25 protein-coding genes and 2 pseudogenes are annotated in these 21,932 nt (G+C 25.9%); 11 read left to right on the forward strand and 16 right to left on the reverse strand.

Going from position 1 to position 21,932, the window contains the following annotated elements; translation table 4 throughout:
• Positions 1-17: 17 nt before the first annotated feature.
• The 3 genes from AACL22_RS06480 to AACL22_RS06490 are packed head-to-tail and all read left to right on the forward strand — an operon-like array spanning position 18 to position 3,662.
• Positions 18-287 (forward strand): hypothetical protein, encoded by a 270-nt coding sequence (locus AACL22_RS06480; RefSeq protein WP_338989320.1) that lies wholly within the window; start codon positions 18-20, stop codon positions 285-287.
• Positions 288-300: 13 nt separating this feature from the next.
• Positions 301-1,554: a hypothetical protein gene (locus tag AACL22_RS06485; RefSeq protein WP_338989078.1), complete on the forward strand. Its 1,254-nt coding sequence runs from the start codon at positions 301-303 to the stop codon at positions 1,552-1,554.
• Positions 1,554-3,662: a hypothetical protein gene (locus AACL22_RS06490; protein ID WP_338989322.1), complete on the forward strand. Its 2,109-nt coding sequence runs from the start codon at positions 1,554-1,556 to the stop codon at positions 3,660-3,662. Before AACL22_RS06485 ends, AACL22_RS06490 begins: the two co-directional genes overlap by 1 nt.
• 27 nt (positions 3,663-3,689) lie before the next feature.
• Here AACL22_RS06490 and AACL22_RS06495 read toward each other — a convergent pair whose 3' ends face one another.
• Positions 3,690-4,133: a hypothetical protein gene (locus tag AACL22_RS06495; RefSeq protein WP_338989074.1), complete on the reverse strand. Its 444-nt coding sequence runs from the start codon at positions 4,131-4,133 to the stop codon at positions 3,690-3,692.
• A 326-nt stretch (positions 4,134-4,459) separates the two neighbouring features.
• On the opposite strand from AACL22_RS06495, the gene AACL22_RS06500 reads away from it, so the two are divergent.
• Positions 4,460-4,786 (forward strand): S1 RNA-binding domain-containing protein, encoded by a 327-nt coding sequence (locus tag AACL22_RS06500; RefSeq protein WP_338989072.1) that lies wholly within the window; start codon positions 4,460-4,462, stop codon positions 4,784-4,786.
• A 39-nt stretch (positions 4,787-4,825) separates the two neighbouring features.
• Here AACL22_RS06500 and AACL22_RS06505 read toward each other — a convergent pair whose 3' ends face one another.
• A complete protein-coding gene (locus tag AACL22_RS06505) occupies positions 4,826-6,562 on the reverse strand; it encodes a hypothetical protein (protein WP_338989481.1) in 1,737 nt (578 codons plus the stop codon).
• Between the two features lie 103 nt (positions 6,563-6,665).
• Here AACL22_RS06505 and AACL22_RS06510 point away from each other — a divergent pair, with 103 nt between their 5' ends.
• From AACL22_RS06510 to AACL22_RS06525, 4 genes and pseudogenes are all read left to right on the forward strand, one after another.
• On the forward strand, positions 6,666-7,991 hold the full coding sequence (locus AACL22_RS06510) for an Mbov_0401 family ICE element transposase-like protein (protein ID WP_338989482.1): 1,326 nt from the start codon (positions 6,666-6,668) through the stop codon (positions 7,989-7,991).
• Positions 7,992-8,417: 426 nt separating this feature from the next.
• Positions 8,418-8,858 carry a single-stranded DNA-binding protein gene (locus tag AACL22_RS06515; RefSeq protein ID WP_338990514.1) on the forward strand — a complete coding sequence of 147 codons (441 nt, stop codon included), beginning with the start codon at positions 8,418-8,420 and terminating at the stop codon, positions 8,856-8,858.
• 18 nt (positions 8,859-8,876) lie between these two features.
• A pseudogene (rpsR, locus tag AACL22_RS06520) lies at positions 8,877-9,098 on the forward strand (30S ribosomal protein S18); the annotation flags it as partial.
• 94 nt (positions 9,099-9,192) lie between these two features.
• Complete coding sequence (locus tag AACL22_RS06525) at positions 9,193-9,477, forward strand: hypothetical protein (RefSeq protein WP_338990515.1); 285 nt, start codon at positions 9,193-9,195, stop codon at positions 9,475-9,477.
• An 83-nt stretch (positions 9,478-9,560) separates the two neighbouring features.
• Here AACL22_RS06525 and AACL22_RS06530 read toward each other — a convergent pair whose 3' ends face one another.
• The gene (locus AACL22_RS06530; protein ID WP_338990516.1) at positions 9,561-9,707 is read right to left on the reverse strand and encodes a hypothetical protein; all 147 of its coding nucleotides are present in this window, start codon (positions 9,705-9,707) and stop codon (positions 9,561-9,563) included.
• A 266-nt stretch (positions 9,708-9,973) separates the two neighbouring features.
• Between AACL22_RS06530 and AACL22_RS06535 the strand changes: the two genes are divergently transcribed.
• The 3 genes from AACL22_RS06535 to AACL22_RS06545 all read left to right on the forward strand — a co-directional run bounded on the left by AACL22_RS06535 (position 9,974) and on the right by AACL22_RS06545 (position 11,471).
• Complete coding sequence (locus AACL22_RS06535) at positions 9,974-10,237, forward strand: hypothetical protein (protein WP_338990518.1); 264 nt, start codon at positions 9,974-9,976, stop codon at positions 10,235-10,237.
• 111 nt (positions 10,238-10,348) lie between these two features.
• Positions 10,349-11,134 (forward strand): IS3 family transposase, encoded by a 786-nt coding sequence (locus AACL22_RS06540; RefSeq protein WP_338990520.1) that lies wholly within the window; start codon positions 10,349-10,351, stop codon positions 11,132-11,134.
• Positions 11,135-11,324: 190 nt separating this feature from the next.
• A complete protein-coding gene (locus tag AACL22_RS06545; RefSeq protein WP_338990516.1) occupies positions 11,325-11,471 on the forward strand; it encodes a hypothetical protein in 147 nt (48 codons plus the stop codon).
• Positions 11,472-11,559: 88 nt separating this feature from the next.
• Here AACL22_RS06545 and AACL22_RS06550 read toward each other — a convergent pair whose 3' ends face one another.
• From AACL22_RS06550 to ftsH, 13 genes and pseudogenes are all read right to left on the reverse strand, one after another.
• The gene (locus AACL22_RS06550; protein WP_338990515.1) at positions 11,560-11,844 is read right to left on the reverse strand and encodes a hypothetical protein; all 285 of its coding nucleotides are present in this window, start codon (positions 11,842-11,844) and stop codon (positions 11,560-11,562) included.
• A gap of 91 nt (positions 11,845-11,935) precedes the next feature.
• Positions 11,936-12,160, reverse strand: a complete 225-nt coding sequence (gene rpsR / locus AACL22_RS06555) for a 30S ribosomal protein S18 (RefSeq protein ID WP_114564870.1) — start codon at positions 12,158-12,160, stop codon at positions 11,936-11,938.
• A gap of 18 nt (positions 12,161-12,178) precedes the next feature.
• Positions 12,179-12,619 carry a single-stranded DNA-binding protein gene (locus AACL22_RS06560; RefSeq protein ID WP_338990514.1) on the reverse strand — a complete coding sequence of 147 codons (441 nt, stop codon included), beginning with the start codon at positions 12,617-12,619 and terminating at the stop codon, positions 12,179-12,181.
• A 23-nt stretch (positions 12,620-12,642) separates the two neighbouring features.
• Positions 12,643-13,092: a 30S ribosomal protein S6 gene (gene rpsF / locus AACL22_RS06565; protein ID WP_338990525.1), complete on the reverse strand. Its 450-nt coding sequence runs from the start codon at positions 13,090-13,092 to the stop codon at positions 12,643-12,645.
• Between the two features lie 113 nt (positions 13,093-13,205).
• On the reverse strand, positions 13,206-13,664 hold the full coding sequence (locus AACL22_RS06570) for a 2-C-methyl-D-erythritol 4-phosphate cytidylyltransferase (RefSeq protein ID WP_338990528.1): 459 nt from the start codon (positions 13,662-13,664) through the stop codon (positions 13,206-13,208).
• Positions 13,642-13,890 carry a 2-C-methyl-D-erythritol 4-phosphate cytidylyltransferase gene (locus AACL22_RS06575; protein WP_338990531.1) on the reverse strand — a complete coding sequence of 83 codons (249 nt, stop codon included), beginning with the start codon at positions 13,888-13,890 and terminating at the stop codon, positions 13,642-13,644. The genes AACL22_RS06570 and AACL22_RS06575 overlap by 23 nt, the downstream gene beginning before the upstream one ends.
• Positions 13,891-14,340 (reverse strand): hypothetical protein, encoded by a 450-nt coding sequence (locus AACL22_RS06580; RefSeq protein ID WP_338990533.1) that lies wholly within the window; start codon positions 14,338-14,340, stop codon positions 13,891-13,893.
• Between the two features lie 213 nt (positions 14,341-14,553).
• Positions 14,554-14,862 (reverse strand): hypothetical protein, encoded by a 309-nt coding sequence (locus AACL22_RS06585; protein ID WP_338993026.1) that lies wholly within the window; start codon positions 14,860-14,862, stop codon positions 14,554-14,556.
• A 43-nt stretch (positions 14,863-14,905) separates the two neighbouring features.
• A complete protein-coding gene (lysS, locus tag AACL22_RS06590; protein WP_338990536.1) occupies positions 14,906-16,423 on the reverse strand; it encodes a lysine--tRNA ligase in 1,518 nt (505 codons plus the stop codon).
• 17 nt (positions 16,424-16,440) lie between these two features.
• Positions 16,441-17,436, reverse strand: a pseudogene (gene dusB, locus AACL22_RS06600) (tRNA dihydrouridine synthase DusB).
• 461 nt (positions 17,437-17,897) lie between these two features.
• On the reverse strand, positions 17,898-18,839 hold the full coding sequence (locus AACL22_RS06610) for an ABC transporter ATP-binding protein (protein WP_338990545.1): 942 nt from the start codon (positions 18,837-18,839) through the stop codon (positions 17,898-17,900).
• Positions 18,840-18,954: 115 nt separating this feature from the next.
• Positions 18,955-19,818: an Hsp33 family molecular chaperone HslO gene (locus tag AACL22_RS06615; RefSeq protein ID WP_338990546.1), complete on the reverse strand. Its 864-nt coding sequence runs from the start codon at positions 19,816-19,818 to the stop codon at positions 18,955-18,957.
• A gap of 87 nt (positions 19,819-19,905) precedes the next feature.
• A complete protein-coding gene (ftsH, locus tag AACL22_RS06620) occupies positions 19,906-21,924 on the reverse strand; it encodes an ATP-dependent zinc metalloprotease FtsH (protein ID WP_338990548.1) in 2,019 nt (672 codons plus the stop codon).
• Positions 21,925-21,932: the final 8 nt, after the last annotated feature.

Here is a 21,932-nt window from a genome sequence, read left to right on the forward strand (position 1 = left end):
AGAAAGGAAGTGATTTTATGCCAAAAGTTACTATTAAAGATTTAATTATGTTTTTGAAAATATTTGGATTTTCATCATTGTTTTTTATCGCAGGAATTATTATTTGTTTTATAGGAGAAAAAACACTAGGTATTTCTTGACCAGCATATGTTATAGTTTCAGCAATGCTTATTGGAGCAGGAATTATTGTTTTAATTATTGAAACAATTAAATTTATCAAAACACATAAAAAAGAACAAAAACAAGATAGTATTGAAGATGTTATTAAAAAAGAAGAAACAAAATAAAGAGGTGTTATAAATGGGATTGTTACCAGCCAAAAAGAAATTAAAAAAAGAATATGATATTGATAGTTATTATCTTAATTTAGCATCAACAATTACTAATCGTAAAAATGTTACTGTTCAAAAACATAATGAGATTTTAGAAAAAAGAATTTGTGAAGATAATGCTAATTTTTTAAATCCACGAGATTTAGAAATTAGCATTTATAATTTTATTACTAATCAACAAATAAACTCTAAATTAATTAATATTTTTTTAAAAATGCAAGACTTTACTAATAAGAATTGATATAACGAATATAAAATTAATAAAAATGGTAAGGGTGCATATTTTATTTTTGCTAATAATTCAAAACTTAATTTTATTACTATTGATTTTTACAATGACCATTATGATGAATTAGGTAATTTAGTATCTTGCACTTTTGATTATGACCCTTATATTAAAAATGACCAGAGTATTTTTATTACTGAAAAATTAGAGATTGATTCTGTAACTAAACAAGTTAAAGTTATTAGAAAGTTAAAAACACGATTATATAGTACTATTACCGACTTATATATTGATGATGTTAAATGAAATAACTATACAACTTTACAAAGAGAAGAAATATTGCCACTTAATTTTATTCCAATTGAAATAATTCCTAATAACTCTAATTTTGAACCTTCTGCTCGCTATGGTAAGCAATTTGCTAGTATTTTAGATATTATTGCTGAAAAGATAATGTTAGACCCATTGTTAAATAGTGGTAAATTTACTATTAATACTAACGGCGTGACTGGTGTGGTTGACCAAGAAATTAGTAAAATGCTGGCATCATTTATTGAAAATGACTTGTTATTAGTTGAAGGAGACCCTGATAGTAATTTTCAACCAGTAGACTATATCGCTGGTAATTTTAAAGGTGAACAATTAACTAAAATATATGATTGATTGTTAACTAATTACTATAAAATAAATCGCCATCATGTTCCCGCAATCGCTAAGGGAGCACAACAAACGCAAGCAGAAGTTGCTGGTGTAAATATTCAAACAAATGCATCATACGAACAAATGATATACATTAGAGAGATTAAATTAACTGAATTTATTATTAAGTTAATTAAATATGATAATGCTGTTTTAAATAGTAGAACATTCAATATTAAAAATATTGATGAGTTAATTGTTGATGTTCGCTTACCAGTAAATGCTACTTTAAACAAACAATTAAAAAACAACGAAACTATTATCAATATTCCTAATGAAGAAGGAGAACAAGAATAATGTTAAAACCATCTGAAAAAATGTTAGCAAAATTAGCAGAAAATGATGAACCAATTGATTATTCAATTGATAGTATTCCGTTAGATTTTGCTATTCAATCACAGTATAGCGACCCCGATTTAGAACAATTATTTAGTGAAGACCGTGCTAGAACCCTTTATATTTATAAAATTAATAATCTTGTTAAGACAAAGCAAAAACCAATCTTAAACTACTCTCAAAATAGCGTTAAAATAGGTTTTATTGACAAAGATGAATATATTAAAATAACTGGTTATGAAATTAGTGATTTTAATTTTAAATTACAAATTCAACAAAATACCACAGTCCAAGATAATAGCACAAGTTATGTAATGATTGATGAAAAAGATATTTTAATTAATGATATTTCAAAAAAAGACAAAAAATTTTTAGAATCCTATGACTTAAAAATAGTATCTATTAATGAACCAATTACCGAAGACAACAAAAATGAATGTTATATCATTGAAGAATACAAACGCCCTTATTCACCTGATGGTGTTGATATTATTAAATCTACTCATTTAGTTAAAATAACTGACTTTAAATGAAAAAATCAAAATAGTATTCATTTAGTATTACATAAATCATTACCCGAAGATACTGTCTTTACTGGAATTGAAATTAAATATCCTAAATCAATGTTATTTGGAAATATTAAATGCTGAGGCAATGTGAATGGTGTTTATTCTTATCCACAATCAATTATTCAAAATGCTAACTTAGTACCCTTACTATCAATGCCAATTGAAACAAAACCTAATGTACGAATATTTCAATATTGATTAGGATATAGTTTTTTATCATGAGTAATTGCATTAAATTATATTGAGGAAAAGGATTGTTTAATTTTAACTAGTATAGATGATTTACCATCTAATAAACAAAAAAAAGTATTTAATAATGTTAGAATTGCTAGTGGAAAAATAAATTTTGCTGGAACTAGTGCAACATTTCCTTCAGAAGCCCCAAAACCAAACTGACCAGAAGGTAATCAAATAACTATAAAAGATAATGATTATGTTCAAGTAGCAAATTATTCATTAGGTATTGGTATTGGTACTCGTGATGTTGCAAAATGAGTATCAACAATTGGAAATAATAATAATAATAATTATGGTAATGTTGTTTTAGAATTTAAACAAGCACCTGTAAAAGGTAATTTAGCAGATGTATTGAAAAAAATGCTAACTTATAGATATAATTATGATAGAAAATTTGAAGGTGCTAAATATGATGAAAAAAGAAATCCTATAAATAAAATTGCTGAATTACGCCAAAAATTTGAAGGACAAAAACCAGAAAATGTTATTGATGGTTTATTTGAAGAATGAAAATTTAGAAACCCATCTTATCTTAATGATAGGGCAGTAAAAAGATTTAAACAAATTGTATACATGTTGTCAAATTATGTATATAGTAATATGGCAGTAAATAAAGGTTATAATGATGATATTAAATTAATTGCTCCGTATTATTTTGAACTAGTTTCAATATCAAATGAATCAGAAAAAGATTACTGAATATTTGAAGATTGCAGAGTTAAATTAAAATCATCATATTTTAATTTTTCTGATTTAAAAAATATTAATATAGAAAATATAAAATTAAATAATTTAAAAAATATAAATAATAATATTTCAGAAAATAAAGTTTATCAATTAGAAACAAATTTTTTTAATTGATTATCAATAACAAACGAATTAGAAACAAATAATATTCCTTCACTTATTCCGGCAGAAATTAAACTATCAGATGGAGAATATGGCAAATACTTAACTAATTTAATTATTTCTAATAATAAATTAGAAATATGTTTAGAAAAACTATTTGATTTTCATAAAGAAAGCATTATATATTCAAAATCAGAATGATTAAATTTAATTAATAATTTTGTTGAAAATAATATTAAAATACTTTTTTCACAAAATATTAATTTTTTAAGCAAAATTGAAATATCAGGAATATGAGGTTATGGAGATTATGATATTACAATTTTTACTGAAAAAGAACAAATTAATATTAATAATTTAGAATTATTTAATAAAAACAATGAAAAATTATCATTAGTTACAATAGAAATGTAAAAAAAGTCATTTATTAAAATGACTTTTTTAATTTATGAAATAATCATCAGGATATTTTCTATCTCATTCTTTTGAATAAACATCTGAATTTCATGTATCTATATTAAAACTATATAAATTCATTTTTTTTTCAAATTTATTGAAAAATCCTCCTAAGGCAATAGAATATAATTTATCAGGATAACTTCCTTCAACAATTGGATTGTTTGTACAATAAAGTTTTATTGCATATTTTTGTAAATTTTTATTATCTTTTGTTTTGTATCTTATTTTCATTTTTCCAATTTTTTCACCTTTATTACAAACTATTGTAGTATTATCTCTTTCAAAAAAAGTTCTATATTTTTTGTCTTTTTCATGAGTAATTGCAGTAAGTGTAACTAATACAATCATGCATAAAATTAAAATGGTAGATAATATTATATATATTGATATTATTTTATGTTTTTTAACTAATTTCAACAACTTCATAATAATTATCCTTTCAATATTATTTAAAGTTTTTAATCAATCTGGGCTCGCGGGATTTTCATAAGTTTTGCGAAAAATGCCTTAAAGTTTAAAAAAACTTTTGCCGCGCTTTTCAAAATACTTGGGAAAAATTCTAAGCGTTAAGCGAAGAATTTTATAAAGGTTCCCAAATTTATTTGAAAGAATCTCAAAATCTTTTTTAACTTGTAAGTCATTTTATCACAAAAATTTAAGAAAATCAACCGCTCGCCCAATTCCTGCAAATGATTTTTATAGTCTTAATGATATAATTAAAGCATTTAAAGAAAGGAAGTATATTTAATTTTATGTATAAAAAAGGAAATAAAGTTAATGTTAAAATAACAAACATTACACCTTATGGTGCTTTTTGTAGAGCAGAAAAGGCTGGTGGTTTAATTCATATTAGTGAGATTTCAGATTACTTTGTTAGAGATATTAGAGATTTTTTTGATGTTGGTGATGAAATTGAAGTTGAGATACTAGATTTTAATTCAGTTAGAAAACATCTTAAATTAAGTTATAAAAATTGTCATCCTGAACTATTGAAAAATGATGATGGTAATAAAATACAAGAAAAATCACCTAGTTTAGAAAAATCATTAAATACTAATTATTTAATAAATAAAAAGTAAATAAAATTTATAAATTTTAGAAGGTTTTTAAAACCTTTTTTATATTTTCATTTTAAAACGATATGGATAAGAACCATAAAACAAAGCATCATATGGGTCATGGTACATTTTACTATCGGGTGTGTTTGTTTTGGTATCACTAAATCTTAGTTCACTAATGCACTTATCTAAAAATGGAAAATTATTTAAAATGCCATATATTTTGCCTTGGACAAACATTTTTCTTATTCATGTTACACGATTGATTATACCCGCTTCTTTATTCAACGAAGTTTGATGTTTTTTAGCTTTAAACATTTTAATTTTATAACCCAAATAAGGGTAAATATCTTCTTGCAATTTTTGCATAAAATCGTGGGCATTAATATCATAATGAAATGTAGCATATTCAAAACCATAAAATTTATCAAAAGTATTGATTATTCATTGTCCGTAATGTTCAACTATTTCATTTAAATTCATTGCGTTTTTTGGGGTAACAACATTTTCTTCAATTAAATATTTATCATATTCATTATTTTCATTAATTTTATAACCACTAAATAAAAACACCGTGTGGTCTTCACTACCATTAGCATAATCCACACCAATTGAATAACTATCAAATTGATACTGTTTTGTATTGGAATTATAAAAATCTTGTAAATTATACTCTTTAATATATTTACGATAATTTCGTAAAACATAAATACTGGGGTCATTATCGTTATATTCAAAACCGTAGTATTCAAGTTCAAATAAATCAGGTCGTTCTTGTTTGTTTGTTAAAACAAGTTTTTTAGTAATATTAGGTATTTTATTTCAAACAGCACCCATTGTTAATCGTAAATTAAAAATACCCAAACCATTAAATGCTTTTTTGTTTTCTGAATATACTTGATTGTGTTCTTTTAAAATATTTTTAATTCTTTCATTTAAGGGTAAATATGGGGTTACAAATTTTTCATAAAAGACATGGTACTTATCAAAAGGATTAAAAGTAAATTGATTAGAATATGTTTTATGAAAATATGTTGTTACTGTTATGTATTGTTTTGCTATGTTGTCTCATTCTTGAAATGTCCAAGATAATTCTGTTACTGGAATAGGATTATCTAAATTATATTGTTCATTATCATTTTCGTCTATATATTTTTCATAAGATACTTTTAAACTTTTTGAACGAAACATTGAAACTCTTAAATTATTATATCTTTTATCTAGTTCTTTGTCCGTTAAAATTTCTTTTTCTTCAGCATGTATCATTTCATCTGTTCACGCCGATATAATACCACTACCTTTACCAACTTTTCCCATAATTTTATTACCATTAGCATAACCCGCAAAAGCAATGCGAACACCACTAGGAAAAACAATTTCTCCACCTTCTTTAACATTTTTAGGTCAAACAATGCCATTTTCATTGTTAGGTCCTATATCAATCCCATATTTATCATATAGATAGTTGCAGACATTAATTGTATCGCCAAATGTAGTATCTTCGTGAGTGTTGGCATATCTTCGTAGAATATTAGATGAAGCATTGGTAAAATTACAAGCAAAAAATAATTTTTCTGCTAAATGATTTCATGTTTTATTAGTACCACGCCCCGCTGAAACAAACTTAAAAAAAGTTGGCGAAGTAAAATATCGGGCATAACTATCACCAACAAAATCTTTAAATACTTTTCAATCAAAGCCAAAATTATAGTCACTGAAATTTAAATCATATTTTTTATTTAAATGTTCATAACTAGTAATTCGTTTTTTGTTATTAATTTTTGTAAAATCTTGCATTTTTAATTAGCCTCCTTTTTTTGATAAGATTATATGAAGTATTAAGTATCAATTAAGTATCATAATTTAAAAAAATTGTTTAATTACGAAAGGAAATTATAAAATGGAATTAAAACAAAATTTATTAGGAAATTATAAAGAAAATAAAAGAATAGAAACAAAAAATGAAACTAAAAATTTCTTGATTGAAAGAGATAATGAGATATTTAAATTATATCAACAAGGACAAATATTACAAGGATATAAGGTTGTATCAAAAATACCAAAAACAATTAGAACAGAAGATGGAGATATACCTTTAAAAAGAAGAAGATATGTTAAATATGATGAAGAAAAAAATGAATATATAAATCGCTATCCTTTGGATGAAGAATTAGGTTTAAAAAAATACCAAAGAAATGAACAAAATTTAATAAATAAAATTACTTCATTTATGGGTGATGGAAAAAGATATAAAGATATTTTAGATACTGTCGAAAACGCTAATATTAGTGAAAGAACAATATCTAATATTTTTAAAAATGCAGATTTAGAAGAAACCGATTACATTAGTAATAAAAATAACAATAAAATTAAAATTCCAAATAATGTTTTATATATTCAAGTTGACGGGGCTTTTGTGCCAATGCGAGAAAATAAAAAAAGAGTTGAAAATAAAATATTTCTTTCAACTATGCATGTTGGTGTTGATGAAGAAAAGTCAACAAAAACCAGAAAAAAAATGAAAAAGAAAAAAGGCGTTTTTCAAATGATGAATAAAAATCATAAGAATAAAAATGATAAATCTAATATTGATAATTTTATTGATAAAATTTTTAAATCAATGGATACTTATGATATTAATGAAGATAATAAAATATTAATATTAAGTGATGGTGAAAAACAAATTAAAAAAATTTATAGAGCAGTAAAAGCAAAATATAAAAATAACACTGTATCATATAGTTTAGATAAATTTCATTTATCAAATAGATTTAAACAATTATTCCCAAATCGAAATAGAATCAAAATTCATAGAATAAAATATAAATTAGCAAAAATATATTTCTTTACTGGAAATTATAAATTATTATTAGATTTTTTAATATGTCATTTACCATATGTTAATGGTAATAAAAAAATATTTTTATTAGAAACTATTGAATTAATTAAAAATAATAAAGAAGGAATTGAAAATCAAGCGTTAGAATATAATATTGGTTGTCATGTTGAAGGTGATGTATCACATTATATTAAGGCTGTTAAAGGGCGTGGCGCGAAAATATATTGTAAAGAAACATTTATCAATATGTTAATTGCTTCTATGTTAAAACTTAATAATCAAATTAATGATGAGAAAGTTGATAAAACTAATAAAAATAATAAAGAAAAAATTGAATTTAATATATTTAATTTAAATCAATCTCAAAATCAATTTTTATCTTTATAAAAAATAAAAAACCTGTTAAAATTACAATTAAACCAAGATAAAAAAGAAAAAAGTGGAGTAGGCTGTAAACCACCGAGCCTATTACTTTTAAAATAGATACCAACTCCACTTTGATTAATTATAATTATAACATTTTTATTTAATTGGTCAATAAATCATATTAATTGTTTTTTCTGTACTATTTTCAAAAGTATTTTTTAGTGTGTCAAAATTTATAATTTTATAAATTATTTCTTCAAATAAAAATTATGCTTTAAAAAAAGTTGAATTTTTTATAAATTTTGTTACAATTTAGTTATAAGCGAAACTTAATTTGTTTCTAATTACTTAATTTTATTAAAAACCTCAAAATAATGTATACTACCCAAAATCAGAAAATGCACCAACTGAAACAAAAGAATAAAAAATTAGGAGTGTGCAAGAGTTATGTTAAATCGAGTTTCATTAGTAGGCAGACTAACCCGTGATTTAGAATTAAAAAATTCTGTTAATGGTAAACCATTTGTTGCTTTTACATTAGCAGTAAATAATAACTTTAATAACCAAGCTTCGTTTATTCCTTGCTTTGCTTGGAATAAAACGGCAGAAAATATGGCCCGTTATTTAAAAAAAGGATCATTAATTGCATTAGATGGACGTTTACAAACGAGAAGTGATAATGTTAATGGTCAAGTTACAACAATTGTTCAAGTAATTGCTGATATGGTTTCTTTTTTAGATTCAAAAGGTGCTAGTGCTGCTACTAACATTGGTGGTCCATCAATGTCAATTGCTAATGATTTTTCTAACGCAACTTTTGAACAACCAGAACCACAAGATGGTAATAATATTACTTTTGATGGCGATGATGCAATTTTATGAGATTAAAAAGAAAGGAAAAAGAAAATGAATCCAAAATTTAAACGTTTTAAAAAACAATGTTATTTTACAAAAAATAAAATAACATACATTGATTATAAAGATATTGAATTATTAAAAAAATTTATTTCTGGTAATGGGCAAATTTTGCCAAAACGAGTAACAGGAACAACTGCTAAAAATCAAAGAATGTTAGCAACAGCAATTAAAAGAGCTCGTCAAATGGCTTTATTACCATTTGTTATTGATTTTAAAATACTTACTTTTGTGAGTATTTTTTCTTTTTCGTGTAGAATTAATATGATATATATCATAGGCAGTAAAAAAGTTAAGGGATGACATTATGAAACAAAATCCACGATTTATTAATGTTTTCAGAACAGAGGCAAAAGAAAAAATAGCAAAAAATTGACTACAAATAATTAAGTATATGCTAATTTGCTTTGTGCCTTTTTTGTATGGTTTTATTTGTTGCTGAGCTTTTTGAAACCCATTAACAAAAATTGGTAATATTCCTATGGCATCTGTTACAAATAATAAATTTTATATTAATGGGAGTGTTGCATATAAACGGGTATTATTTAATTTATTTAAAAACAAGAAACTTTTTTCTTTTATAAAAACATAATAACACAAAAAAAATACAAAAAATAATTTTATATTTTAACATACTAAAAAATAGTTTAAAAACTAAAATTAAATTATTTTAAATTAACTAAAATTAAATCTCATAATTTTTAAATCCAAAATATTTTTAAATGTTGAAAATGAAAATGTTTTATTCCCATATCCCAAACAAGATTTTACAACTCTTGAAACATCACTTTCAGCAAATACGCCAATATTTCACTCTTTCATAAAATTTTGATTTAAAATACCATTTTTTAAATTAATAAAATACCTTAATTTAATTCTTTCATAATGCTATAATTAAATAGCAAGTAATGTTGCGAGTTATTCTAGGTTCTACTTGCAAGTTTAAATAAAGAAAAGAAACCTTGCCAGTCAATAGTCTGTGCAATACTATAAAATAAAAAAAAGAGATAATTATATAGAGTGCGCCCCAAAAAGTAAGTAAAATAAAAAAAGATTTTGCTAAATTTTTATAGGGGGTGCATTTTTATATGGCAAAAAAAGGACAAAAATATAACAAATATACATCAGAATTTAGAACAAAAATCATTGAGGAAATTAAACAAAAAAGTTGTTGAATAGTAGCAAAACAATATAATATAAATGTAAATACAGTAGAATCTTGATGAGCAAATCATAAAAAAGGAAAATTAAACAATCCTAAAGGACCTAAAATTTCTTTTGCCAAAAGAAATTTAGAATATTATAAAACAAGGTATGAATTATTAAAAAAGCTCCATGACTTTTACAATTAAGCAAACTAAGAATTGTCTCTTTTATTAAACAAAATTTTTGTGAATATTCAATAAAATTATTACTAGAAGTAACAGGGTTAAAACGTAGTTATTGAGATAAATATAAAAATTATGACAGTAGCAAAAAAAGATAAAAAAGCAATAAATGATATTGTAAAAGTCTATGAAGAAAATTTAAAACAATTTGGTTATCGAAAAATTACTAAATATTTAAAGGAAGATTATGGTATAAAATATAATTCAAAAAAAGTTTTAAGAATTATGCGTGATAATCAAATACAACCTGAATATGTAAGAAAAATGAGAAGAAAAATGAAATATAAACAGAATAAAGAAAAAAGCTTATTGCAATATCCTGATTTAATTAATCGTAAATTCAATGATATAAAAACAAGGTTTTCAGTACTATATACTGATGTAACATATTTAATTTGAAAAGGAGAAAGATATTATCAATCAACAATTATTGATGGGTATACTAAAGAAATAGTTGATGTAAAGTGATCTAAATATAATGACAATAAATTAGTAATGGATAATTTAAATGATGCAATTAATAAAATAAAATTAATAAAAAAAGATCTGAATGGAATAATAATTCACTCAGATCACGGATATCAATATACATCCACTATTTATCACGATAAATGTTTATCTAACGGTATTACAATTTCAATGGGAAAAAATTACCACTGTGCAGATAATATTGTTATAGAAAGTTTTCATTCATTACTTAAGAAAGCTACAATCCATAATAAAATATATAATTCACATGAAGAATATTTACAAGATGTTATAAAATGAAATACATGATATTCAAATCGTAAAGAAAAAGATATAATTAAAAAAATAGTAAATACTTTTTTATTAGTACTTACTAAAATGGGTGCACTCTAAATATATCTCTTTTTTTATTTTATAGTATTGCACAGACTATTGACTGGCAAGGTTTCTTTTCTTTATTTAAACTTGCAAGTAGAACCTAGAATAACTCGCAACATTACTTGCTATTTAATTATAGCATTATGAAAGAATTAAATTAAGGTATTTTATTAATTTAAAAAATGGTATTTTAAATCAAAATTTTATGAAAGAGTGAAATATTGGCGTATTTGCTGAAAGTGATGTTTCAAGAGTTGTAAAATCTTGTTTGGGATATGGGAATAAAACATTTTCATTTTCAACATTTAAAAATATTTTGGATTTAAAAATTATGAGATTTAATTTTAGTTAATTTAAAATAATTTAATTTTAGTTTTTAAACTATTTTTTAGTATGTTAAAATATGAAATTATTTTTTGTATTTTTATTTTTTTGTGTTATTATGTTTTTATAAAAGAAAAAAGTTTCTTGTTTTTAAATAAATTAAATAATACCCGTTTATATGCAACACTCCCATTAATATAAAATTTATTATTTGTAACAGATGCCATAGGAATATTACCAATTTTTGTTAATGGGTTTCAAAAAGCTCAGCAACAAATAAAACCATACAAAAAAGGCACAAAGCAAATTAGCATATACTTAATTATTTGTAGTCAATTTTTTGCTATTTTTTCTTTTGCCTCTGTTCTGAAAACATTAATAAATCGTGGATTTTGTTTCATAATGTCATCCCTTAACTTTTTTACTGCCTATGATATATATCATATTAATTCTACACGAAAAAGAAAAAATACTCACAAAAGTAAGTATTTTTTAATCAATAACAAATGGTAATAAAGCCATTTGACGAGCTCTTTTAATTGCTGTTGCTAACATTCTTTGATTTTTAGCAGTTGTTCCTGTTACTCGTTTTGGCAAAATTTGCCCATTACCAGAAATAAATTTTTTTAATAATTCAATATCTTTATAATCAATGTATGTTATTTTATTTTTTGTAAAATAACATTGTTTTTTAAAACGTTTAAATTTTGGATTCATTTTCTTTTTCCTTTCTTTTTAATCTCATAAAATTGCATCATCGCCATCAAAAGTAATATTATTACCATCTTGTGGTTCTGGTTGTTCAAAAGTTGCGTTAGAAAAATCATTAGCAATTGACATTGATGGACCACCAATGTTAGTAGCAGCACTAGCACCTTTTGAATCTAAAAAAGAAACCATATCAGCAATTACTTGAACAATTGTTGTAACTTGACCATTAACATTATCACTTCTCGTTTGTAAACGTCCATCTAATGCAATTAATGATCCTTTTTTTAAATAACGGGCCATATTTTCTGCCGTTTTATTCCAAGCAAAGCAAGGAATAAACGAAGCTTGGTTATTAAAGTTATTATTTACTGCTAATGTAAAAGCAACAAATGGTTTACCATTAACAGAATTTTTTAATTCTAAATCACGGGTTAGTCTGCCTACTAATGAAACTCGATTTAACATAACTCTTGCACACTCCTAATTTTTTATTCTTTTGTTTCAGTTGGTGCATTTTCTGATTTTGCTTCTTCACCTTCTGAACGTTGTTCATGACGTTTATAATCAGTTTTTTTATTCCCTGGTCTACGATCACGGTCTGGTTTATCATTCTTAACTTCTGTTTTTGCATAAACAGTTGATTGAATATATCCTTTTTCTTTTTCTGTATTAATTACTAAAATTCGTAATACATCTTGTTCAATATGACTAATTCGAACAAATTCATCAATGTTTTCTGATGTTGTATTAACAATTAATACTCCATAATATCCTTTTGTTTTCTTATTAATTGGATATACTAAATCTTTAATTCCTCATTTTCCGTGTTCTTCTATTTTTCCCCCAGTAGCTTCTAAAATTTGGTGTAATTTACTTTCTAATTCATCCAAATTAGTTGCTTCGGGATTTAATATATACATAATTTCATATTTACGCATTTTATTTTCCTCCTTTTGGTCTAGGTCCTATTCGGACAAGGAGCTAATAATTATAATTCAAGCATTATTAACTCGCCAATTATTATACCTTATATTTTCTTTAATTGTAAGCGTTATTTTAATAATTTTAATAATTTTAAATCATCAACATAAGTTAATTTAATGTTTTGTTTTTCACCATAAATTGTATGAATTTTTGTTTCTGGTGAAAATAACTCTACTAAATAACTATCATCATAAATTATTGTTCTATTTTTAGTTTGAAAATATCTGTCATAAACTTGATATAATAATCTTGCTTTAAAAACTTGTGGCGTCTGAATTGCAAAATATTCTTCTCGAGGTAATGTTTTTTCAATAAAATTATTTTTAACCTTTTTAAGGGTTTCAGTAATTGGTAAAATTGGAATTAGCACTTCATAATTTTTTTGTTGAAAAACTTGATTTAATTGATTAATAAAAGTTAAACTAGTAAAACAACGCACACCATCATGAATCATTATAATTTCATTACTAATTTTATGATTAATTAAACATTGATAAATCGTATTAACTCGTTCTATGCCTCCCATAATAAATTGGATATTTTTTGCTTGGTAATTTTTTCAATAAAAAAGTTAAAATTTTTTCATTAACACCAACAATAATTTCTGTACAAAGTGGATCACTTAAAAATAACATTAATGTTTGTTCAATAATAGTTTGTTTATTATCAAGTTGATATAGCAACTTATTGTCCTTCTGATTAAAACGTGATGGCTTCCCAGCTGCCACAATAATTACCGTATAATTTTTCATTTATAAAATTTCAATTCCATTTTTCTTAACATATTCTAAAAAATCATCACTTCAAACCGAAGCAATAACTTCACCAATATGTTGTTTTTCTAATAAAAATAAATCTAATTGTGACTTAAAAAGTCCGAACGAAAGTGTCACTGGTAAGTCATTTGTTGCTACTTTTGCATCATATTCTGTTCTTAATTTACTTGTTTCTTTTGTTACTGCTAATTGACTTTTTAAAACATCACAATTAACAGTAGCAGCACAATAACCAATACAAATAGCTTTTTCTAACACAAAATCATAAACAAAAATTTTCGCATAGAGTTCCCAATTAAAAACATCTTGCGATTCACTAATTTCGATCGTATTATTAGTAATACTATTTTTTAAACCATAGAGGATTGTAGCACCATTTTCTCTTGTATAGCGATTCAAGCGTTCTTGATAACTTAATAATCGCATTGCTTTTTGTAATTCAATTTGACTTGTTCAATTTATTTTTTTCTTAAATTTCTTATTTAATTGCGGAAATTTTAATAATAAAATGTCTTCTACTTCACTAACAATATTAGTTGCTTTATCAATTGTTTGCTTAATTTTTAATAATGTAATGTCTTTTTCTTCTAATAATAAATCAAATCCAATTTCGCTAAAACTTACTGCTTGGCTATTTGATTACTTAATATCACGACGCAAAACCATTGCCGTTGTTAAAATTCCTTCGTTTTCTAACAATTCATATTGTTTAATTGCATTTCGCCGCCATTTATTGTGTGACTGTAATATTTCACCAACCAAATTAGTTGGTAAAATATCAAAATCAATTGGCCGTTCTGTCATTCGAAAATCATCATTAAACCCTTTTTCTTCTGTAGTAATTAAAGGTGCATCAACTTTTAATAAATTAAATTGAATAATAAAACGACGAACTAATTCACGTTTAATTAAACTAATTGCTTCTACTGTTTCACGTAATGTTAAAATTGAAAACTATAACCAATTTCAATACCAAATGCCATACAATCACCTATTTTCCTCTTGGTCGCATGTGGGGAAATAATAATACATCTTTAATTGAATCTTGTCCTGTTAATAACATAACTAGGCGATCAATTCCAATTCCTAAACCACCTGTTGGTGGCATTCCATATTCCAATGCTTCAATAAAATCAATATCTAATTCTTGTGCTTCATCATTACCATTATCACGTTCTGCTAATTGACTAACAAAACGCTCATATTGTTCAACTGGATTGTTTAATTCTGAATAAGCATTTGCATATTCACGCCCTTTAATAAATAATTCAAATCGATCAGTAAATCTTGGATCTTCTGCATTTGTTTTTGCCAATGGAGAAACTTCAACGGGATGACCATAAATAAATGTTGGTTGAATTAATTTATCTTCCACAAATTCTTCAAAAAACAAATTAATAATATGTCCAACAGAAGTATGAAATTTTTCAATTGGTAGTTTTTTTTCTTTTGCAATTTTCTTTGCTTCAGCAAAAGTCATTGGTTTTCAAAAATCAATTCTCACTAACTCTTTAATTGCATCAACCATATGTCAACGTTTTCATGGCTGTTTGAATGAAATCATTACTCCATCGTATTTTGTTTCATCTTCATTTAAAGTGATCCACTTTGTAATGTTTTTTGCAATGTAACAGATAGTATCCTCTGTTAATTGCATCATAAAATTCATATCTTGATATGCAACATAAATTTCAACTGTTGTAAACTCTGGATTATGGCGTGTATCCATTCCTTCATTTCTAAATAATCGTCCTATTTCATAAACTCCCTCAAAGCCACCAACAATTAACCGTTTTAGAGGTAATTCTGTTGCTACTCGTAGATAAAAATTCATATCTAATGTATTATGATGAGTTATAAATGGTTTTGCCGCTGCGCCACCATGAATAGGCTGTAAAACAGGTGTTTCAACTTCTAAATATCCCTTACTATTAAAAAAATCTCGCATTAAAGCAATAATCTTACTACGCTTAATAAAAATATATTTTGTTTCCGCTGATGTAATTAAATCAACATAACGACGACGATATTTTTCTTCAATATCAGTCATTCCATGATATTTGTCAGGTAATGTACGCAATGCTTTTGCTAATAAAACAAATTCTTTAACTCGCACTGTTAATTCCCCAGTGTTTGTTTTCATCATTATTCCAGTAATTCCGATAATATCTCCTAAATCAAAATTAATAAATTCTTGATATTTTTCATCACCAACTTCATCATTTCGAACATAAATTTGAAAAATTCCATTTTGATCTTGTAACGTTACAAAACTAGCTTTTCCTGCTTCGCGAAATGTTTTAATTCGACCCGCAATTTTAACTATTATATTATCACTATTTGTGGCTAATTCCTCTTTTGATAAATGATTAAATTGTTCATTAAGTTCTTTACTTGTATGTGTTCGGTCAAACTTGGCAATTACAAAAGGATTATGCCCATCGTTAACCATTTTTTTTAATTTATCACGTCTAATTTGCTCTTGTTCTGTAAAATTACGTTTCTCCATTTTAATTCTCCTTTTTACTATTTAGCAACACTAATATTACTATTATAATAGGCAATATATTCATTAACAAGCATTTTTAACTCAAATATTGTATTTATTTGCGTTGCCTGAATTTTATAATTAGTAGCTTCTGGCTTTCCTTTAAAATAAAAGGCTAAATTTTTCCGCATTTCACTCGCTGCAATTCGTTCTCCCTTTAAATTTGATAATAATTCTGTATGGCGGAAAATAATATTCCGCCATTCATCTAATGGCTGTTGCTCAATTTTTTCACACCAGTATCTAAAAAATGTTGAATCTGTTTAAATACTCATGGATTGCCTTGTGCTCCTCGTGCTAACATAATTGCATCACAACCAGTCTCTTTTAACATTAGTTTTGCATCTTCACAAGAAAAAACATCACCATTCCCAATTACTGGAATTGCAACATTTTCTTTTACTTTCCTAATTCAATTTCAATCAGCTTTTCCAGAATAAAATTGATTTCGTGTTCGAGCATGAACTGCAATTGCTTGTGCTCCTGCTTGTTCACAATATTTTGCAATTTCAACACAATTAATATTCTCTTCATCTCAGCCAATTCGAATTTTAACAGTTACTGGTTTAGAAACATTTTCAACCACTGCCTTAACAACTTTATAAACGCGTTGAGGATGTTTTAATAAATATGACCCTGCTTGTGACTTAATTGCAATTTTTGGTGCAGGACAACCCATATTAATATCAATAATATCACAATCACTATGTTGATCAACATATTTTGCTGCAGCAGCAAAAGTTTCCATATCTGTTCCAAAAATTTGCATTGAAATTGGATGTTCTAATTTATTTACCTTAATCATTTGTAAAGTTCGTTCATTTTTTTTGTAAAATTGCTTTATTACTAACCATTTCAGCATAAACCAATCCTGCTCCTAATTCATGACAAATAATTCGGAATGCTTCATTCGTAATTCCGGCCATTGGTGCTAAAAAAACTTGCCCTTTGATTTCAATATTTCCAATTCTCATTTTTCTAATTCCTTCTTTAATTAACAGTCATTAGATAAATCTTAATCAAAAATAACAATAAATTCAATAAAAAAACTATTTTTAAGGCTAATTATTCCTTATTATAGTTCATATATGATATTACAAAAAAAGTTTCTCAAAAATGAGAAACAAAATATTATTTTCGGCCATGTGGTTTGTTGCAATCACATTCAAAACATTTATGGTCACTGTTTGTACCTGAACATGAACATTGACAAGCATGGCAAGATAACCTACAATCTGTCATCTGAATTTCCTCCTTACAAAAATATTGCTTAATAAATATTACTTGTAAGTAAATAGTTAAACGATAGCTTCTTTTTAATTGTAACAAATTTCAATAATTTATTAAAGATATTCTAAAATTATTTTATTATTTTAAAAAATATTTCTAATAATATTAATAAATAAATGTAAAACACATAATAGCGTTTTAAAAATTAAGATCAATCAATTTCACTTGGTTTCTTTGGATGCGTATTTTTCTTAATTTGGTCAATTAATCCATTACGAACATAAATAACTGTATTAGCAATATCAGCAATATTTGGGTTATGCGTAACAATAATAACCGTTGTTTTATATTTTTTATTAACATCAACTAAAATTTCAAGTACTTTTCGACCCATTTCTTCATCTAAAGCTCCTGTTGGTTCATCACCAAATAAGATATCTGGATTTTTTGCTAATGCTCTAGCAATTGAAACCCGTTGTTGTTGTCCCCCTGACATTTGGTGAGGATATTTGTTCATTTGTTCTTCCATTCCAATTGTCTCAAAAATATCTTTAATTGTCATATCCTTATTTTTGTTTTTACTTAAATTTTCCCCAACTTCAGCATTTTCTTTGGCAGTTAAATTAGTTAATAAATTATATTGTTGGAAAATAAAACCAACATTATCTCGTCTAAATTTTGTTAAATCAACATCTTTTAATAACGATAAGTTATAGCCAATAACAAAAACATCACCACTTGAAACTTTATCTAAACCTGAAATAATGTTTAGTAATGTTGTTTTTCCTGATCCAGAAGGACCTAGAATAACAATAAAGTCTCCTTTTTCTAATTTTAAATTAATTCCTTTTAAAACTGGTGTTTCAACTTCCCCAGTAATATATGATTTTTTCACATTAACTAGTTCAATTACATATTTACTTGTATCTGGTTTACTATTTGTTGTTGAAATAATTTCCCCTTTTAGAATTCATTTTGAATATAACTTTGTTTGTTTCTTTTGCTCTTTTAACTTTTGTTTAAATTCTTTAACGGCAGTATAATCAACTTTTTCTTTTGGTTCCTTGTCATTTGGTTTTTTTGCTTTAGCTTCTTTCCCATGTGGTTTTGTTTGGTCTGTACTAGGTACATCTTTAATTTCAGCCATCTTGTGTTGTGCCTCCCCTTTAAATACTAAAATACATTTTACAATTATTTTTTATCATAATAATATCATAACAAAATTATTATAATTTTATCAACTTATTTAAGATATCTTGCCCTTATTCTTTAAGTAAACTTTTTAAATCACTTGCTCTAATATGATATTTTTTGCGGCAAAAATCACATGCAATTTCAATTTCACCATTATTTATTAAAATTTCATTAAGTTGCTCATCACCTAATAATTTTGCTGATTCTAAAGCTTTTTCGTATGAGCAACTACATTCAAATTTAACTTCATCAACTTCTAACACTTTAGCTTTTTGATCAATGAGTTTAAAAATATTAATTAAATTATCTTCAGCAATTAATTTATGACTAATGTTTTCTAGATTTTCAATTTTTTCTTCTAAATAGTCAATATCTTCTTCTTTTTGTTCTAATAACAACTGTGCGAAAAAACCAACTGCTTTTGCAATTGTATTATCTTCATTCATTTTAATTGAACATGCAATAACTGATTTAATTTGTTCACTTTGTGCTAAATAATAAGTAAAATCTAAATTAATTTCACCAGAAATTAATTGAATTTGACCTGAGAAACTTTCTTTCATTTTTAAATCTTTCATTACGCGTAAATAACCATTTGTACCAACTACTTGGGAAATAACATTATGTTCACGATCAATTTCATCAACATCAAATTGTGGATTAGCACAAAATCCTCGTACTTTATGACCAGTATATTCTGCCATAATCGTTCCAATTGGACCATTTCCATTAATAATACTTGTCATTTTATCAGTTGCATTTTTCATATCACTACCAATTAAAATAGTGGCTAGAACAACTCTTGACAACACAATTGTTGCAAGCGGATTAGTTGCATGTAATTTAATAATATCGTTTAATGATTTAGTTGCATCAACAACTGTCATTTTAACATTATGAACATTACTAATTGCTTTCGTTACTTTGTCCATTCCTTTAAACTCCTTTATAAATTTCTTTCCTTTGCAATTATAGTATAATCATCGTTAAAAGTAAAACAAAAAGTAGACTTAATTAGTCTACTTCTTATTTGGATCATTATTTTTTTCATCTTCTGGGTGATCTTTTTTTCGTTCTTTTGGTTTAACTTCTAAAATTTCACCTTTTGCTTCTTTTTCTTTTTGCTTTGCTGCACGTTCTTTTTCTTGAATTACTTCATCAGGTAATTTATGATATTTATCAATATATTCAATTTGTTCTGCCGTAATTGTTTCTAATATTTTTAAACTTTCAGCAATTAAATCTAATAAACTACGATTTTCAGAAATTAATGCTTTTGCTGTTACATAACAATCATCTAAAATTTTACGAACTTCAGTATCAATTTTAGCCGCAATATCTTCTGAATAACGTTTTCTTGTTCCAGTATATTCATCTTTTGGTGATTCAAATTGAACTAATCCTAAAGAACTCATTCCATATTCAGTAACCATATGACGTGCAATATTAGTTGCTTTTTCTAAATCATCATGTGCTCCTGTTGTTATTTTTGTTTTTCCAAAAATAATCTCTTCTGATGCACGCCCACCTAAATAACCAGTAATTGTCGCATATAAGTTCTCTTTACTATGAAACATTGTTTCTTCTTTTGGTGTCATAATTGTATAACCACCTGCTTGTCCACGCGGAATAATAGTAACTTTTTGAACTTTGCTAGCTGCTTCTAAACGTAAACCAATTAGAGCATGACCAGCTTCATGATAAGAAACAATATCTTTATCCATTACTGAATATTTACGTGATTCTTTTGCTGGTCCCCCAACAACACGATCAATCGCTTCATCAATAATATTAACAGTAATAATTTTTAAATTCTTACGAACACATAAAATTGCTGCTTCATTTAAAACATTCTCTAATTGAGCTCCAGAAAATCCTGGCGTTCTTTCCGCGATTCGTCTAAAATCAACCTCTGTTGAAACTGCTTTATTTCGAGCATGTAATTTTAAAATTGCTTCTCGTTCATTAATATCTGGTAATGAAATTTGAATTTGGCGGTCAAAACGCCCCGGTCTTAATAAGGCAGAGTCTAATACATCAACTCGGTTTGTTGCTGCCATAACAATAACTCCCGTATTAGTTCCAAAACCATCCATTTCAACTAATAACTGGTTCAATGTTTGTTCATTAGCACCACTCCCAATTGAAACAGTTCTTTTTCGACCAACAGCATCAATTTCATCAATAAAAATGATACATGGTGCAGCTTTTTTAGCTGCAATAAACATTTCACGAATTCTTGAAGCACCAACTCCAACAAACATTTCTTCAAATTCAGAACCTGAAATTGAAAAGAATGGAACACCAGCTTCTCCAGCAACAGCTTTTGCTAATAAAGTTTTTCCTGTACCTGGTGGTCCTTCCATTAGAACTCCTTTTGGAGCACGAGCACCCATACTTGAATATTTCTGTGGATTCTTTAAATAATCAACTAACTCAACTAACTCTGTTTTTTCTTCATTAATTCCTGCAACATCAGAAAATTTAACAGTGGATTGAATTTGACGTGCTTTATTTTTTCCCATTGAAAAGGGATTAGCACCTGACATTCCACCAGACATTTTTGATAAACGAGCAATCATAAAGACAGCGATTCCCATTATTAATAATCATGGTACTAATTGTATTAACATCGCTTGTCACATTGGAACAAACTCACGGTCAACTGAAACAAGACCACCTTTTAATTTATTTTTAAAATTTTGATCTCATGTATTTGTTGGTATTTCGTCCTTGTAAGTATAAGCTCTAAAACCTTCACGGTTTCATTCCGAACTATAGCGAACAGTTTTGATAACACCACCCTCATAATATCGAATTACTCCTTCCATAACTACAGTATTTTTACCAACATTAGCCTTAATAGTAATTTCATCAATATTTTGATTGTTATACTTTTGAGTATTACCAATTTTTTGCATATCTCCTTCGCTAATTTTGGTAATATCTGATTTTGTTCATAATACAATTGTTAAAATAATCAAACCAATAAAAATTAACGAACTTATAATTGCAAATCACATTCTTTTTTTATTCATAACTATTT

The sequence above is a fragment of the Spiroplasma endosymbiont of Seladonia tumulorum genome (assembly GCF_964020235.1).
Classification (GTDB): Bacteria; Bacillota_I; Bacilli_A; order Mycoplasmatales; family Mycoplasmataceae; genus Spiroplasma.